We start from the raw sequence: 15,518 nt of genomic DNA, 5'->3' as shown, positions 1-15,518 counted from the left end.
GGATCAGACGATCATGCCGTTCTGTATACCGCAAAGCCTATGGCTTGTCTTGCCACGGGGATGCGCTACCATGGCCCTCCCATTTTTTGTTGCCAGCCACCATGCACTGTCCCTTCTGCGGTGCCAACGACACCAAGGTCATCGACTCGCGTCTGGTCGCCGAGGGCGAACAGGTGCGCCGCCGGCGTGAATGCCTGGCCTGCGGCGAACGTTTCACGACGTTCGAGACGGCCGAACTGGTGTTGCCGCGCCTGATCAAAACCGACGGCAGTCGCCAACCGTTCGACGAAGAAAAACTCCGCGCCGGCATGCAACGCGCGCTGGAGAAACGTCCGGTCAGCGTCGAGCGCCTCGAATCCTCTCTGGTCCACATCAAGCACAAGCTGCGCGCCACCGGCGAACGCGAGGTCAAGTCCCTCGTGGTCGGCGAACTGGTGATGGCCGAGCTGCAAAAGCTTGATGAAGTCGCCTATATCCGTTTTGCCTCGGTGTACAAGCGCTTCCAGGACCTCAATGAATTCCGCGAAGAGATCGACCGCCTCGCCCGCGAACCGGTGAAAGAATGACCACCGCCGCCGAGCAGGCGATCCTCGACGCGCATTTCATGGCCCGCGCGCTGGAACTGGCGCGCAAGGGCCACTACACCACCCATCCCAATCCGCGGGTCGGTTGCGTGGTGGTGCGTGACGGGCAGATTGTCGGCGAAGGCTGGCATGAGCGCGCCGGCGAACCCCATGCTGAAGTCCACGCCCTGCGCGCTGCTGGCGAGCAGGCCCGGGGCGCCACGGCGTACGTCACCCTCGAACCTTGCAGCCACCATGGCCGCACGCCGCCGTGTGCCGATGCCTTGGTGACTGCTGGCGTTGCCCGGGTCGTGGCGGCGATGCGTGATCCCAATCCACAAGTTGCCGGACGCGGTTTGCAGCGCCTGGCCGAGGCCGGTATTGCCACCGAAAGTGGTGTGCTGGAGGCTGAAGCACGCAAGCTCAATCAAGGTTTTCTGAAACGCATGGAACATGGCTTGCCGTTCGTGCGGGTCAAACTGGCCATGAGCCTCGACGGGCGCACAGCGATGGAAAGCGGCGAGAGCCAATGGATCACCGGCCCGGCGGCGCGTTCGGCGGTGCAGCGTTTGCGCGCTGAGGCGGCGGTAGTGCTGACCGGCGCCGATACGGTGCTGGCTGACGGCGCACGCTTGACCGTGCGCGCGGACGAACTCGGTCTCGACAGCGAGCAAACCGCGCTGGTCATGAGTCGCCCGCCATTGCGGGTATTGATCGATGGCCGCCTGCGAGTGCCGCTGGAGGCGCCGTTCTTCAAGGCCGGGCCGGCACTGGTCGCCACCTGTGTCGCGGTCGAGGAGCAATACGCCAATGGCCCGGAATGCCTGATAGTGCCGGGTGCCGACGGCCAGGTCGATCTGCATCAATTGCTTATCGAACTGGCCAATCGAGGCACCAACGAGGTGCTGGTCGAGGCCGGGCCGCGTCTGGCCGGTGCCTTTGCGCAATTGGGGTTGGTCGACGAATTCGTGATCTTCATTGCCGGCAAATTCCTCGGCTCCACGGCGCGTCCGCTGCTCGACTGGCCGCTGGCGCAGATGAAAGACGCGCCAGAGCTGAAAATCACTGAAATCCGCGCGGTGGGCGATGACTGGCGAGTCACTGCGATCCCTGCCCCTTCAGCCCGCGTATAATTCCCGGCCATTGCGTTAGCGCTGGCCTCGTTCTCAAGGAGAACCCCATGTTCACCGGCATCATCGAATCCATCGGCAGTATCCGCGCACTGACCCCAAAGGGCGGTGATGTGCGGGTGCACGTCGCAACCGGCAAGCTCGATCTGAGCGACGTCAAACTCGGCGACAGCATCGCGGTCAACGGCGTTTGCCTGACCGCCGTCGAGTTGCCGGGCGACGGCTTTGCCGCCGACGTCAGCCGCGAAACCCTCGATTGCACCGCCATGAATGACCTGAAAGGCGGCAGCCCGGTCAATCTGGAAAAAGCCCTGACCCCGACCACTCGCCTCGGCGGGCATCTGGTCAGCGGACACGTCGACGGCGTCGGTGAAGTGGTATCGCGCAGCGACAATGCCCGTGCCGTGGAATTTCGCATCCGTGCGCCGAAAGAACTGGCCAAGTACATCGCCCATAAAGGCTCGATCACCGTCGACGGCACCAGCCTGACCGTGAACGAAGTCGATGGCGCCGAATTCATGCTGACGATCATTCCGCACACCCTCAGCGAAACCATCATGGCTTCATACAAGCCGGGCCGCCGGGTGAATCTGGAAGTCGACCTGCTGGCGCGTTATCTGGAGCGTCTGCTGCTGGGTGACAAGGCTGCAGAAAAGACTGCCGGCAGCACCATCACCGAAAGCTTTCTGGCCCAAAACGGCTACCTCAAATAATTCAAAAGAAGGGGGTGCCTTGTGGCGCTCAATAGCATCGAAGAACTGGTTGAAGACATCCGCCAAGGCAAGATGGTCATCCTCATGGATGACGAAGACCGCGAGAACGAAGGCGACCTGATCATGGCCGCCGAATGCTGCCAGGCCGAACACATCAACTTCATGGCCAAGCACGCCCGTGGCCTGATCTGCATGCCGATGAGCCGTGAGCGCTGCGAACTGTTGAAGCTGCCGCTGATGGCGCCACGCAACGGTTCCGGTTTCGGCACCAAGTTCACCGTTTCGATCGAAGCCGCCGAAGGCGTGACCACCGGCATCTCCGCCGCCGATCGCGCGCGCACCGTGCAAGCGGCAGCCGCCAAAGACGCCAAGGCTGAAGACATCGTCAGCCCGGGTCACATTTTCCCGCTGATGGCCCAGGCCGGCGGCACCCTCGCTCGCGCCGGCCACACCGAAGCCGCTTGCGACCTGGCGCGCATGGCCGGTTTCGAGCCGAGCGGAGTGATCTGCGAAGTGATGAACGACGACGGCACCATGTCCCGTCGCGCTGAACTCGAAGCATTCGCCGCCGAACACAACATCAAGATCGGCACCATCGCCGACCTGATTCACTACCGGATGATCCACGAACGTACCGTTCAGCGGATTGCCGAGCAGCCGCTGGACAGCGAACTGGGCCAATTCAACCTGGTGACCTATCGTGATTCGGTGGAAGGCGACGTGCACATGGCCCTGACGCTGGGCACTGTCTGCGCTGAGGAGCCGACGCTGGTTCGCGTGCACAACATGGACCCGCTGCGCGACCTGCTGATGGTCAAGCAACCGGGCCGCTGGAGCCTGCGCGCCGCCATGGCTGCGGTCGCCGAGGCCGGCAGCGGTGTGGTGCTGCTGCTCGGTCACCCGCTTGATGGTGACGTGCTGCTGGCGCATATCCGTGAAACCGGCGAGCAGGCAGCGCCGAAAAAACCGACCACCTACAGCATTGTCGGGGCCGGTTCGCAGATCCTGCGTGACCTCGGCGTGCGCAAGATGCGCTTGATGTCGGCACCAATGAAATTCAATGCGATATCCGGTTTTGATCTGGAAGTTGTAGAATACGTGCCCTCCGAATAATGACCGGCTGTTTCCGGACTCCGATTCGCGGCAAATAATCACTGAGGGACGCGTAGCAGACGCGTCCCGGCTCTTTAAGAGAACTGACGAATGACCCTGAAGACCATCGAAGGTACCTTCATCGCCCCCAAAGGCCGCTACGCTCTGGTAGTGGGCCGCTTCAACAGCTTCGTGGTTGAAAGCCTGGTCAGCGGTGCCGTTGATGCCCTGGTTCGCCACGGCGTGAGCGAAAGCGACATCACCATCATCCGCGCACCGGGCGCCTTCGAAATCCCGCTGGTTGCGCAGAAAGTCGCCCAGAAAGGCGAGTTCGCAGCGATCATCGCCCTTGGCGCGGTCATTCGTGGCGGTACTCCGCACTTCGAATACGTGGCTGGCGAGTGCACCAAAGGCCTGGCCCAGGTCTCCATGGAATTCGGCGTACCGGTCGCCTTCGGCGTGCTGACCGTCGACTCCATCGAGCAAGCCATCGAACGTTCCGGCACCAAGGCCGGTAACAAAGGTGCCGAAGCTGCCCTGTCCGCTCTGGAAATGGTCAGCCTGCTGGCGCAGTTGGAGGCCAAGTGATTAGCGACGAAAGCGATCGTTTCAACCCACGCGATCCGAAACCTGCGGATGCCGGCAAGCCGTCGAAGAGCGCCAAGCGTCGTGAAGCCCGTCAGCTCGCGACTCAAGCGCTGTACCAGTGGCACATGGCCCGGCAATCGCTGAACGAGATCGAAGCGCAGTTTCGCGTTGATAACGATTTCACCGATGTCGACGGCGCCTACTTCCGTGAAATCCTTCACGGGGTTCCGCAGTTCAAGACCGAAATCGACACTGCCCTGACGCCTTGCCTGGATCTGGCGATCGAAGAGCTGGACCCGGTTGAACTGGCGGTTCTGCGCCTGTCGACCTGGGAACTGCTCAAGCGCGTCGACGTGCCGTACCGCGTTGTGATCAACGAAGGTATAGAACTGGCCAAAGTGTTCGGTTCGACCGACGGCCACAAGTTCGTCAACGGCGTGCTCGACAAGCTGGCCCCGCGCCTGCGTGAAGCTGAAGTGAAGGCGTTCAAGCGCTGATCGGCGCTTGAATACTTTTTCTCAGCCATGGGCGAGTTTGAGCTGATCCGCAATTTCTTCGCCGCCGCGCCTTGTGCGCAGGGCGGCGAAGGCGTTGCTCTGGGGATCGGCGACGACTGCGCCTTGCTGGCGGTTCCCGCAGGGGAACAGCTGGCGGTTTCCACCGATACGCTGGTGGCCGGTGTGCATTTCGCCGACCCCTGCGATCCGTTTCTGCTCGGCCAGCGCTCGCTGGCCGTCGCGGTCAGTGACCTGGCCGCCATGGGCGCCGCGCCCGTTGCCTTCACCCTTGCCCTGACCTTACCGACGGTAACCGCCGATTGGCTGCAAGCCTATGCCCGTGGTTTGAACCGCATGGCGCAAAGCTGCGGCGTGGTGCTGGTCGGCGGCGACACCACGCGCGGGCCGTTGAGCCTGACGGTCACCGTGTTCGGCCGCGTACCCGCTGGCCAGGCCTTGACCCGCAGCGGTGCGCAGGCCGGTGATCTGCTCTGCGTCGGCGGCGAACTGGGCAATGCGGCCGGCGCCTTGCCGCTGGTATTGGCTCAACGTGATGCCGAAGCGCATATCGCCCAGCCGCTGCTCGAGCATTACTGGTCGCCACAGCCGCAACTGGCGCTCGGTCAGGCCCTGCGCGGCAAGGCCACGGCGGCACTGGACATCTCCGACGGCCTGCTCGCCGATTGCGGGCATATCGCGCTGGCGTCGAAGGTGCGACTTGAGATTGAACGCGAGCGTTTACCGTTGTCGGATGCTTTAGTCGCGTTTCTCGGCCAGCGCGGTGCCGAGCGCGCGGCATTGAGCGGTGGTGATGATTACGTACTGGCCTTCACCTTGCCGTCCGCCGAGTTGCCGGCACTGCTGGCCGACGGCTGGCCGATCCATGTGATCGGGCAAGTGCTGCCGGGCCAGGGCGTGCTGCTGCTGGACCGCGACCGACGCGACATCACTCCGCAGATTCGCGGCTACCAACATTTTCAGGAGACACCGTGACAGATCACCCGAAACAGGTTCCTGCCGAATTCGTGCCTCCTTCGGTCTGGCGCAATCCGTGGCATTTCCTCGCGTTCGGCTTCGGCTCCGGCACGTTGCCAAAAGCCCCGGGCACGTGGGGTTCGCTGGTGGCGCTGCCGTTCATTCCGCTGTGGCAGATGCTGCCCGACTGGGGCTACTGGCTGATGCTCGGCATCACCATGCTGTTCGGCTTCTGGCTGTGCGGCAAAGTCGCTGACGATTTGCGCGTTCACGACCACGAAGGAATCGTCTGGGACGAAATGGTCGGCATGTGGATCACCCTGTGGCTGGTGCCGGAAGGCTGGTACTGGTTGCTCGCGGGTTTTCTGGTGTTCCGCTTCTTCGATATTCTCAAGCCGTGGCCGATCCGCTGGATCGACAAGCATGTGCATGGCGGCGTCGGCATCATGCTCGACGACGTGCTGGCCGGTGTGTTCGCCTGGCTGGCGATGCAAGGGCTGGTATGGGTATTCGCCTGATTCGACTCACGTGAGGAACCACGCAATGCTGCGACGCGGGTTGGCGCTGCTGCTTCTGGCTCTGCTGGGCACGTTCGCCCATGCGCAGGCCGCCGCGCCTGTGCCTGGGGTAATCCATCTGGCCAGCGAAGACTGGGAGGATTACACCGCCGCCGATGGCCATGGTCTGGCCTGGGACGTGTTGCGCAAAGTGTTCGAGCCGGCCGGGGTCAAGCTGGATATTCGCACGGTGCCGTACACCCGTTCGATCGGGCTGGTGCAGTTGAAGGAAGTCGACGCGCTGGTCGGCTCCTACCGCGACGAAGCCACGCAGGTGCTGTACCCGCAGTGGAAGTTCGATTCCGATCACATCTACGCGCTGGGCCTGGCCAGCAGCCCGCCGCCGACCCTGGCGACCCTGGGCAGATACCGTTTGGCCTGGGTGCGCGGCTACCGTTACGAAAACTACTTGCCGAACATCCAGCGCTTCAACCAGATCGAAAGGCGCACCGGCATTCTGCTGATGCTCAAGCAGGGCCGGGCGGATTACTACATCGATGCGCTGACCGAGATTGAAGCGGTCGTGCGCGATGCCGCAGATCCCGCGCAGTTTCGCTATTCGCATCTGGCTGAGTTGCCGCTGTTTCTCGGTTTCGCTGATACCCCGCAGGCTCGCGCGTTGATGGCGCTGTATGACCGGCGCATGGCGGAACTGGTCAAGAGCGGAGAGCTGAAGCCGGTCTTCGAGAGGTGGAAGCAGCCGTATCCGTTCAACCCGAACTGAAGCCCAACGCAAATCCCTGTAGGAGCTGCGGCACGCTGCGATCTTTTGATCTTGATATCAAGCCAGATCAAAAGATCGCAGCCTCGTTGCACTCGACAGCTCCTACAGGGAGCGGCGGTGCTGGCGGCAGCTGTCATCAAACTTTTTGATGTTTATGCCCGATAATTCAGCCTAAGCGTCTACAGGAACCTGCTGTTACAATGCCGGCCTGCGAATTTTCAGTCTTCTAGATCAGGAGCACATCGGTGCCTGTCGTCTTCGTCGCCGCTTCCAAGCTGCCAACGCCTTTTGCGCAATTCACCATGCACGGCTTTCTCGATGAGAGCACCGGGCGTGAGCACGTCGTGCTGAGCCTCGGTGAAATTGCCGATGGCGCCCCGGTACTCGGTCGCCTGCATTCCGAATGCCTGACCGGCGATGCCTTGTTCAGCCAGCGTTGTGACTGCGGCTCGCAACTGGAAGCCGCGTTGCAGGCGATCGCCCGCGAAGGCCGGGGCGTGCTGCTGTATCTGCGTCAGGAAGGGCGCGGCATCGGGCTGCTGAACAAGATCCGTGCCTACGAGTTGCAGGACGGCGGCGCTGACACCGTAGAAGCCAACGAGCGTCTGGGCTTTGCCGCCGATCAGCGCGACTACGCCATGTGCCTGCCGATGCTCGAACACCTGGGCGTGAAATCCCTGCGCTTGATGACCAACAACCCGCGCAAGGTCAAAGCGCTGACCGACATGGGCATCGTCGTCGCCGAACGCGTGCCGCTGCACACCGGGCACAATCCGCACAACAAACTCTACCTGGCCACCAAGGCCAGCAAGCTCGACCACATGATGGGCAACGAGCATCAGGGCGAGGCCGACCGCGCGTGACCCGCGGCCAGGTGCGGCGGCGGTTGGCGGTGGCCTGGTGGCAATACCTGGCGCTGGCGCTGTTGCCGCTGTTTGTGCTTAACGCGCTGTTCGGTGAAGGCCAGGGCCTGCTGCCAGTGCTGGCAATGCCTTTGTTCATCGCCGGCGTCGCCTCGATGTTTGTCAGCCTGAAGTATTTCGCCCGCTACAAACACGCCCTGATCGCCACGCAAAAAGCCCTCGATACCGCCGAAGAACCCGCCGCCTGGATTGCCCTTGCGGCGCGTCGGCGTACGGCGTTGCTGGTAGCGTCCTTGCCGGCCTGGATTGGCGCACTGGCGGTGTTCGTCGGCCTCGAAGCCGTGCCGTTGATGCTGCTGGCGCTGTCCACCGCCGTGCTGTTCTACCTCTACCGTATTCCGCGTCAACTCGGTTGATGCCTCGCCTGTGGCTGGCGGTTGTGCTGCTCGCCCTGAGCAGTCAGGTTCCGGCCGCATTGCGGGTGGTCAGCCTCGCGCCGTCGCTTTCCGAAATCGTCGTTGAACTGGACTCTGCCGACCTGTTGGTCGGCGTGCTGGATGCGGGCGAGCGGCCGCCGGCAATTGCCGATGTTGCGTCTGTGGGGCGCTACGGTCAGCTCGACATGGAGCGCTTGCTCAGCCTGAAACCGGATTTGCTGCTGCTCTGGCCCGGCAGCGTCGGCGCCGGGCAGCGTGATCAGCTCAAACGTCTGAACATTCCGACCTTCGTCGCCGAGCCGCACACGTTGACGCAACTGGCGACGCAAATTGAAGCGATCAGCAAACAGCTGGGGCGTCCTGAACGTGGGGCGAAACGAGCGGCCGAATTGCGCGAGCAGCTGAATGATCTGCGCCAGCGTTATCGTCGTGATGTGCCGCTGCGGGTGTTTTATCAGGTCTGGGACAAGCCGCTGTACACCATCGGTGGCGGGCAGATCATCAGCGATGCGCTTGAGGTGTGCGGCGCGCGCAATATCTTCGCCGAGCTGAATCTGCCGGCACCACAGGTGAGTATCGAGGCGGTATTGCAGCGTGATCCCGAGGTGATTGTCGCCGGTGATCAGGCGCAGCTAGGGGCGTGGAAGGCCTGGCCGCAGGTGGCGGCGGTCAGGCAGGGGAGACTGCTATTGGTCACTGACAAAGGCCTTGAGCGACCGAGCGGGCAGATGATCAGCGCGACTGCCAAGCTTTGCCAATTGATCGCGCCGGATCGGTAGATCGTATCGCCTGTATTCGCGAGCAGGCTCGCTCCCACACTGGACTTGCGGTGAAAACAAAAGGTGTGGCCGCACTCCGTCAACTGTGGGAGCGAGCCTGCTCGCGAAGAGGCCAGCCCGCCAAAAAAATCTCAGCTCAGAGTTCAGGGGTCCAGGTCACCCCGAACATCCACGCCCGACCTTCTTCGCGATTGCCATACTGCGCGCCGTCATAGCTGTAGTTCGCCCGGCTGTAACCCTTGTCCAGCAGGTTATCCACCTTCAGATCCAGCTTGATCTCACGAGTAAGCGCCCAACTGCTGCGCAGCCCGAGCGTGCCGTAGCCGCCCAGCGACTGGGTGTTGTTCAAATCATCGTAACTGCCACTGACCAACTGCCAACTGGCGCCCACTCCCAAGCGATCGAACTGCCGGTCAAGATCCCAACTGGCCGTGCGCCGCGCCCGTCGCGCCAGCGTATGCCCGGTATCGCGATCTCGCGGGTCAATGATTGCCACGCCGAGATTGCTCTGCCAGCCAAACAGCTCCTGCTTCAGCGCTGCTTCAAAACCGTTGATGCGCGCTGACGCAACGTTCTGCGGGCGTGAGTTGCTACCGAAGATGATCGCGTCCTGCAGATCGGTGCGGTAAATCGAGGCCTCGAGCCGCGCGCTGTCGCTCAATTGGCTGCGCCATTGCAGTTCGTAGCTTTTTGAGGTTTCCGGTTTCAGGTCGGGATTGCTGAAATCCGGGTAGTACAGGTCGTTGAAGGTCGGCGCGCGGAAACCTTCGCTGTAGCTCAGCAGCACGTCGTTATCCGGATTGAGCGGCAGGGTGAAAGTGCCGCTCCAAGTGTTCTGGCTGCCGAACTGCTGGTTGTCGTCGTGGCGCACGCCGATCTCGGTGGAGAAGCTGTCGGCCTGATAGCGATGCTGGATGAACGCTGCGCGATTCCAGCGGCTGTCCTCGTCGAACGCAGTGCTGCTGTTGATCCGGTCTTCGTACCAGTCACCACCGAGGATCAGGCTGTTGCGCGGGTCGAGCGTCAGGTCGTTCTGCCAGTTCACTGAGTCGCGATAGGTGTTGAACACCGTGCGCTCGTCGCTGAGCTTGTCGAAGGTCTTTTCGCGGTTTTCGCTGTGGCCGAATTCGATGCGGGTTTTCCAGGTTTCGTTGACCCGCGCATCGACATAACTGCTGATGCTGCTGACATTGAAGTCGCTGTAGGGCTGCTGTTGCACCGACTCGAAAGTGTCCATGTCGAAGCGGCCGAACGGATTGTCGAATTCGCTCCTGCCACGGTTATCCAGCAGATTGGCGCCGATTTCGATGTCTTCGCTCAGCGCGTGGCTGAGGCTCAGGCTCAGGGATTTGTTGCGGTAAGCGTCATGGTCGCTGTCGCTTGGATACGACTCGTGGGTACGGTCGATCCCGGCCGTTTCGTCGAGGCTGGCGCCGAGGTTGAAGCGGGTTTTGTCGTCGCCGCCGGACAAGCCGAGGCTGCGCTGCCAACTCTGTTGGCTGCCGAAGCCGAAGTGCAGGCGTGGCTGCAAGCCTTGCCCAGTGCCACGTCGTGTGAAGATCTGGATCACCCCGCCAATCGCGTCGCTGCCGTAAATCACCGAGCGTGAACCACGCAGCACTTCGACGCGCTCGATCTGCTCGATGTTCAGATGTTGCAGATTGCTGTCGCCGGAAGTCGAATTGCCGATGCGCTGGCCATCGACCAGCACCAGGCTCTGCGCCGATTGCGTGCCGCGAATGTAGATCCCCGGCAGACTGCCGCGCCCGCCAGTCTGCGCCACTTGCACGCCGGGCACCCGACGCAGCAGATCGGGCACGTCGCTTGGTTGCAGGCGATCAATGTCTTCGCGGGTGAACACGGTGTGGGCGGCGCTGCTGTCGTTGCGCGCCTCGACCTGACGATTGGCGCTGATCAGCGTGTCCGGCAGCTTCAGCGCCTGATCGCGTTCGAAGGTGTCGGCGACAGCGCTTGCGGTTGGCAGCAGGAGGAAGGGCAGGGCGAGGCGGAGGTTCATCGGTGGTCCGTGAGAAATTGCAGATGTACACAAATTTTATGCTTCCACAAAACACTGTGGGAGCGGGCTTGCCCGCGAAGAGGCCGGTACATTCAACATCGAGGTTGACTGTGCCGTCGCCTTCGCGGGCAAGCCCGCTCCCACAGGTATTGTGTGTTCAGCGAGTTAGCGGGCGAGCAATGCCAGCCGCTGGCGAATCGACGCTTCGATCCCAGCCTCATCCAGCCCGCACTCGGCGAGCATCTGCGCCGGTTTCGCATGCTCGACATAGATATCCGGCAAGCCCAGATGCAGCATCGACTTGAGGATGTTCTCGCGGGCGAGGAATTCGCTGACCGCGCCGCCGGCGCCACCCATGATTGCGTTCTCTTCGATAGTCACCAGCAACTCGTGGCTAGCGGCGATCTCGCGCACCAGCGCTTCATCCAGCGGTTTGACGAAACGCATGTCGACCACGGTGGCGTCGAGCTTCTCGGCGACTTTCAAGGCTTCGCTCAGTTGCACGCCGAACACCAGCATGGCGACCTTGCTGCCCTGACGACGGACGATGCCCTTGCCGATTTCGATCGCTTCGAGATCTTTTTCGATGACTGCATTCGGCCCGCTGCCACGCGGGTAACGCACTGCCGCCGGGCCGTTGTAGAGGTGGCCGGTGGTGAGCATTTTGCGCAATTCGTTTTCATCGCTTGGGGTCATGATGAGCATGCCCGGGATGCAGCGCAGGTAGGACAGGTCATAGCTGCCAGCGTGGGTCGGGCCGTCTTCGCCGACCAGACCGGCGCGGTCGATGGCGAACAGCACGTCGAGGTTCTGCACCGCGACGTCGTGTACCAACTGGTCGTAACCGCGTTGCAGGAATGTCGAATAGATCGCCACCACCGGTTTCGCGCCTTCGCAGGCCATGCCGGCGGCGAACGTTACCGCGTGCTGCTCGGCAATCGCCACGTCGAAATAACGCTCCGGGAAACGCTCGCTGAACGCCACCAGATCCGAGCCTTCCTTCATCGCCGGGGTGATCCCGACCAGACGATCGTCAGCCGCCGCCATGTCGCACAGCCACTCGCCGAACACCGCCGAATACTTTGGCCCGCTGGCGGCTTTCGGCGCAGCGGCCGGGGCGTCCAGAGGTTCGAGTTTGGTGATGGCGTGGTAGCCGATCGGGTCGACTTCCGCCGGGGCGAAGCCTTTGCCTTTCTTGGTGACGATGTGCAGGAACTGCGGGCCTTTGAGATCGCGCATGTTGCGCAGGGTGGCGATAAGGGTTGGCAGATCGTGGCCGTCGATCGGGCCGATGTAGTTCCAGCCCAGCTCTTCGAACAGGGTGCCAGGGACCAGCATGCCCTTGGCATATTCTTCGGTACGACGGGCGATTTCCCAGGCGCCGGGCAGGCGCGAAAGGACTTTCTTGCTGCCCTCGCGCATGCTCGCGTAGGTTCGACTGGAAAGGATCTTCGCCAGATAATTCGACAACCCGCCGACGTTGCGCGAGATCGACATATCGTTGTCGTTGAGAATCACCAGCATGTTGGCGTTGACTTCCGGCGCATGGTTGAGCGCCTCGAAGGCCATGCCGGCGGTCAGCGCGCCGTCACCGATCACGGCGATGGCCTTGCGATCGCTGTCCTGCAGGCGGGCAGCAATGGCCATGCCCAGCGCAGCGCTGATCGAGGTGCTGGAGTGGCCGACGCCGAAGGTGTCGTACTCGCTCTCGGAGCGGCGCGGGAATGCGGCAATGCCGTCCTTCTGACGCAGGCTGGCCATGCGCTCGCGGCGACCGGTGAGGATCTTGTGCGGATACGCCTGATGCCCGACGTCCCACAGCAGACGGTCGTCCGGGGTGTCGAAGACGTAATGCAGCGCGATGGTCAGCTCGATCACGCCCAGGCCGGCACCGAAATGCCCACCGGTCTGGCCGACCGTGTAGAGCAATTCCAGGCGCAACTCATCGGCCAGGGTTTCCAGCTCGGCTTCGCCTAACCGGCGCAGGCCGTCCGGCGTGTTCGCGCGGTCGAGCAGGGGCGTGGTCGGGCGCTTGCGGGGAATCTCATGAAACGTCGTGGGCATCAGGCGAATCGTTATAGGTATAAAAGATGCGGCAGTTTACCTGATGCATCGGCCCCTGCCCACGCGTTGGTCTTTTTTGGCCGATACGCCGTCAGTTGCGCCGCTCGACGATATACCGGGCCAGCTCGCGCAGCGGCTCGGCGGCCGCGTCAAACGGTCGCAGCGCCTGCAGGGCCTGATCGCGCAGTTCCAGAGCGTAGGCCTTGGCAGAGTCGAGGCCGAGCAGGGCCGGGTAGGTCGGTTTGTCCCGGGCAATGTCGGCGCCCTGACGTTTGCCGAGGGTAGCGGTATCGCTTTCCACGTCGAGGATGTCGTCCTGCACCTGAAAGGCCAGGCCGATGGCCTGTGCATAAGTCTGCAATGCCTGCAGCTGATCAGGCTGGGCGCGGCCGCTGGCCAGTGCACCAAGCTTGACGCTGACTTCAATCAGCGCGCCGGTCTTGTGTCGGTGCATCTGCTCGAGGGCCGTTTGATCGAGCTTGAGACCGACCGAGCCGAGGTCGATGGCCTGACCACCGACCATGCCCGCCGGACCGGCTGCATGGGCCAGCGCCGTGACCATCTGCAGACGGATTTCGCTGCTGCAATCGCTCAGGCGCGGGTCGAGCAGGGCGCTGAAGGCCAGGCTCTGCAAGCCGTCACCGGCGAGAATCGCACAGGCTTCGTCGAATTTCTTGTGGGTGGTCGGCTGGCCGCGACGCAGATCGTCATCGTCCATCGCCGGCAAATCGTCATGCACCAGCGAGTAGGCGTGGATCAGCTCGACCGCACACGCCGCGCCGCTGGCCTGTTCAGCCTTTGCGCCGAGGGCTTCGCACGCGGCGTAAGCCAGCAACGGGCGCACGCGCTTGCCGCCGTTCATCACGCTGTAGCGCATCGCTTCGTAGAGCCGCGCCAGTTCCGGCAGCGGCGCGTCGAACAGCGTTTCCAGCGCCGCGTTGACCCGGGCCTGACTGCTCGCCGAATACGCCGCGATCATTCTGGCTCATCCGCGTCGAAGGGTTCCTCGGCGAGTTCGCCATCGCGCTCCAGCAGCACCTGCACTTTCTGCTCGGCCTGGGCCAGCGCCGCCTGGCAGTCACGGGTCAGACCGATGCCCTGCTCGAAAGCGGTCAGCGAGTCTTCCAGCGACAATTCACCGTTCTCCAGACGCTCAACCAGTGTTTGCAGGTCGGCGAGGGATTGTTCGAAATCCAGTGCAGCTTTTTTGCGGGCCATGGCGGCAATTTCCGGTAGACGTTAAACCGGCGCGACACTAGCAGATAGGGGGGGTATGGGCAAATGAGACGCCCCACCCAAAGCCGCGCACATGACCCCGTGGCGAGGGGATTTATCCCCGCTGGGTTGCGTAGCAACCCTAAAACCAGACAACCGATACTCTCAGGAAAATCGAAGTCGCCGGTTTTACGACTGCTGCGCAGCCGAGCTGGGATAAATCCCCTCGTCACAAAGTTAATGTGAAGTTTCGGGGCTGAGGCTTATTCGGCTCATTTTATGAGCCGAATAACTTCGCTATTCGGCTCACGCCCTCTCGAAAGCGAGATTCCTACAGCAATCACACATGTATCCGATTGTTAAAAAACTGCCGAATCGCTAATCTTCGCGGCTTCTACGGCCCCGACAGTTGCGGGGCATTCAGACGAAACGCAGTTCACCGCTGTGAAGTACCGAGGATCGGGTGCAAGGTTTCGTTTAAGGCATGGCAGGAGGCGTCACATGCGTTTATTTCTTTTGCTGCTGATCGGCTTCGCCTGCGCGCCTGTGCTGTGGGCCGCGCCGGCTGCGCAATTGTCCGAGCCGGTCGGCGGCTGGCGTTATCACGGCCTGCTCGATCGTTCGGAAAATTCGCAGGTCGCCTACCCGACGCCGCCGATCGATCGCGGCATTCAGCGCAATCGCACGATGATCCAGGGCCAGCTCAAAGCCCTCGGCCACATGCGTCCGCCGCACAGCCTCGCCGTCAACGGCAATCCATTGAATCTGTACACCGATGATCAGGGACGTTTTGCCCGGCCCTACGCATTTGGCGCCGGTTCCAACAGCGTCGAAGTGATCAGCGCCGAGGGCCAGTCGCTCAAGCGCGTGCAATTTTATGAAGCAAATAATCTGCGCACGCCGGCGCAGATTCGTCTTGTCTTGGGATGGGACGACCCGAAAGCCGAGCTGGATCTGCATATTGTCACCCCCGACGGTCAGCATGCCTTTTGGGCACGGCCGGCGCTGAGCAATGGCGGCGGTCTCGACCCGGATGGCGTCGACGGCCCCGGCCCGGAAATGTTCACCATGACCGCGCCGCTGCACGGCACGTATCTGGTCTACGTCAACTATTGGGGCAACTACGGCGATGGTGGCTATAACTTCGAGGAGACCAGCAATCAGAACGAGGTGATCACTTCGCAGATCACCCTGGTGCTCAACGAAAACACCGTCGACGAAAAACGCGAAACCTTCATCGTGCCCCTGCGGGCGATCGGTGATCTGCTGCTGGTCAAGACTTTCAACTATTAAGCATCCCGCCA

At 62.3% G+C, this 15,518-nt stretch carries 17 protein-coding genes; 13 read left to right on the top strand and 4 right to left on the bottom strand.

What is annotated here, in order from left to right; genetic code table 11:
- Positions 1-101 precede the first annotated feature (101 nt).
- From nrdR to ACZ9BE_RS21150, 12 genes are all read left to right on the top strand, one after another.
- Positions 102-566, top strand: coding sequence for a transcriptional regulator NrdR (gene nrdR / locus ACZ9BE_RS21205; RefSeq protein WP_007910946.1), 465 nt, complete (start codon positions 102-104; stop codon positions 564-566).
- Complete coding sequence (gene ribD, locus ACZ9BE_RS21200; protein ID WP_476249908.1) at positions 563-1,696, top strand: bifunctional diaminohydroxyphosphoribosylaminopyrimidine deaminase/5-amino-6-(5-phosphoribosylamino)uracil reductase RibD; 1,134 nt, start codon at positions 563-565, stop codon at positions 1,694-1,696. The genes nrdR and ribD overlap by 4 nt, the downstream gene beginning before the upstream one ends.
- A 47-nt stretch (positions 1,697-1,743) precedes the next feature.
- Entirely contained in the window at positions 1,744-2,406 is a 663-nt protein-coding gene (locus tag ACZ9BE_RS21195) for a riboflavin synthase (RefSeq protein ID WP_095181928.1), read from the top strand.
- Positions 2,407-2,427: 21 nt separating this feature from the next.
- Positions 2,428-3,519 carry a bifunctional 3,4-dihydroxy-2-butanone-4-phosphate synthase/GTP cyclohydrolase II gene (ribBA, locus tag ACZ9BE_RS21190; protein WP_039761895.1) on the top strand — a complete coding sequence of 364 codons (1,092 nt, stop codon included), beginning with the start codon at positions 2,428-2,430 and terminating at the stop codon, positions 3,517-3,519.
- A 90-nt stretch (positions 3,520-3,609) separates the two neighbouring features.
- On the top strand, positions 3,610-4,086 hold the full coding sequence (gene ribH / locus ACZ9BE_RS21185) for a 6,7-dimethyl-8-ribityllumazine synthase (RefSeq protein WP_003228649.1): 477 nt from the start codon (positions 3,610-3,612) through the stop codon (positions 4,084-4,086).
- Positions 4,083-4,583 (top strand): transcription antitermination factor NusB, encoded by a 501-nt coding sequence (gene nusB, locus ACZ9BE_RS21180; protein ID WP_024014489.1) that lies wholly within the window; start codon positions 4,083-4,085, stop codon positions 4,581-4,583. Before ribH ends, nusB begins: the two co-directional genes overlap by 4 nt.
- A 27-nt stretch (positions 4,584-4,610) precedes the next feature.
- Positions 4,611-5,576, top strand: coding sequence for a thiamine-phosphate kinase (thiL, locus tag ACZ9BE_RS21175; protein WP_423664950.1), 966 nt, complete (start codon positions 4,611-4,613; stop codon positions 5,574-5,576).
- Positions 5,573-6,076, top strand: a complete 504-nt coding sequence (locus tag ACZ9BE_RS21170; RefSeq protein WP_039761886.1) for a phosphatidylglycerophosphatase A family protein — start codon at positions 5,573-5,575, stop codon at positions 6,074-6,076. The genes thiL and ACZ9BE_RS21170 overlap by 4 nt, the downstream gene beginning before the upstream one ends.
- A 25-nt stretch (positions 6,077-6,101) precedes the next feature.
- Positions 6,102-6,839 (top strand): substrate-binding periplasmic protein, encoded by a 738-nt coding sequence (locus ACZ9BE_RS21165; protein ID WP_460094644.1) that lies wholly within the window; start codon positions 6,102-6,104, stop codon positions 6,837-6,839.
- 245 nt (positions 6,840-7,084) lie between these two features.
- The gene (gene ribA / locus ACZ9BE_RS21160) at positions 7,085-7,702 is read left to right on the top strand and encodes a GTP cyclohydrolase II (protein WP_041477692.1); all 618 of its coding nucleotides are present in this window, start codon (positions 7,085-7,087) and stop codon (positions 7,700-7,702) included.
- Positions 7,699-8,118, top strand: a complete 420-nt coding sequence (locus ACZ9BE_RS21155) for a hypothetical protein (protein WP_041477693.1) — start codon at positions 7,699-7,701, stop codon at positions 8,116-8,118. Before ribA ends, ACZ9BE_RS21155 begins: the two co-directional genes overlap by 4 nt.
- Entirely contained in the window at positions 8,118-8,918 is an 801-nt protein-coding gene (locus ACZ9BE_RS21150; protein WP_476249907.1) for a cobalamin-binding protein, read from the top strand. The genes ACZ9BE_RS21155 and ACZ9BE_RS21150 overlap by 1 nt, the downstream gene beginning before the upstream one ends.
- Positions 8,919-9,054: 136 nt before the next feature.
- Here ACZ9BE_RS21150 and ACZ9BE_RS21145 read toward each other — a convergent pair whose 3' ends face one another.
- The 4 genes from ACZ9BE_RS21145 to ACZ9BE_RS21130 form a co-directional block, all read right to left on the bottom strand.
- Positions 9,055-10,935, bottom strand: coding sequence for a TonB-dependent receptor domain-containing protein (locus ACZ9BE_RS21145; RefSeq protein WP_476249906.1), 1,881 nt, complete (start codon positions 10,933-10,935; stop codon positions 9,055-9,057).
- Between the two features lie 165 nt (positions 10,936-11,100).
- Positions 11,101-12,999 carry a 1-deoxy-D-xylulose-5-phosphate synthase gene (gene dxs, locus ACZ9BE_RS21140; RefSeq protein ID WP_476249905.1) on the bottom strand — a complete coding sequence of 633 codons (1,899 nt, stop codon included), beginning with the start codon at positions 12,997-12,999 and terminating at the stop codon, positions 11,101-11,103.
- Positions 13,000-13,090: 91 nt separating this feature from the next.
- Positions 13,091-13,978, bottom strand: a complete 888-nt coding sequence (gene ispA / locus ACZ9BE_RS21135) for a (2E,6E)-farnesyl diphosphate synthase (RefSeq protein ID WP_476249904.1) — start codon at positions 13,976-13,978, stop codon at positions 13,091-13,093.
- Positions 13,975-14,217, bottom strand: a complete 243-nt coding sequence (locus tag ACZ9BE_RS21130) for an exodeoxyribonuclease VII small subunit (RefSeq protein ID WP_016772991.1) — start codon at positions 14,215-14,217, stop codon at positions 13,975-13,977. The genes ispA and ACZ9BE_RS21130 overlap by 4 nt, the downstream gene beginning before the upstream one ends.
- A 498-nt stretch (positions 14,218-14,715) precedes the next feature.
- Here ACZ9BE_RS21130 and ACZ9BE_RS21125 point away from each other — a divergent pair, with 498 nt between their 5' ends.
- Complete coding sequence (locus ACZ9BE_RS21125; protein WP_476249903.1) at positions 14,716-15,507, top strand: YfaP family protein; 792 nt, start codon at positions 14,716-14,718, stop codon at positions 15,505-15,507.
- Positions 15,508-15,518: the final 11 nt, after the last annotated feature.

The sequence above is a fragment of the Pseudomonas sp. TE9122 genome, assembly GCF_056278925.1.
This window is presented reverse-complemented; position numbering and strand designations above follow the sequence as displayed.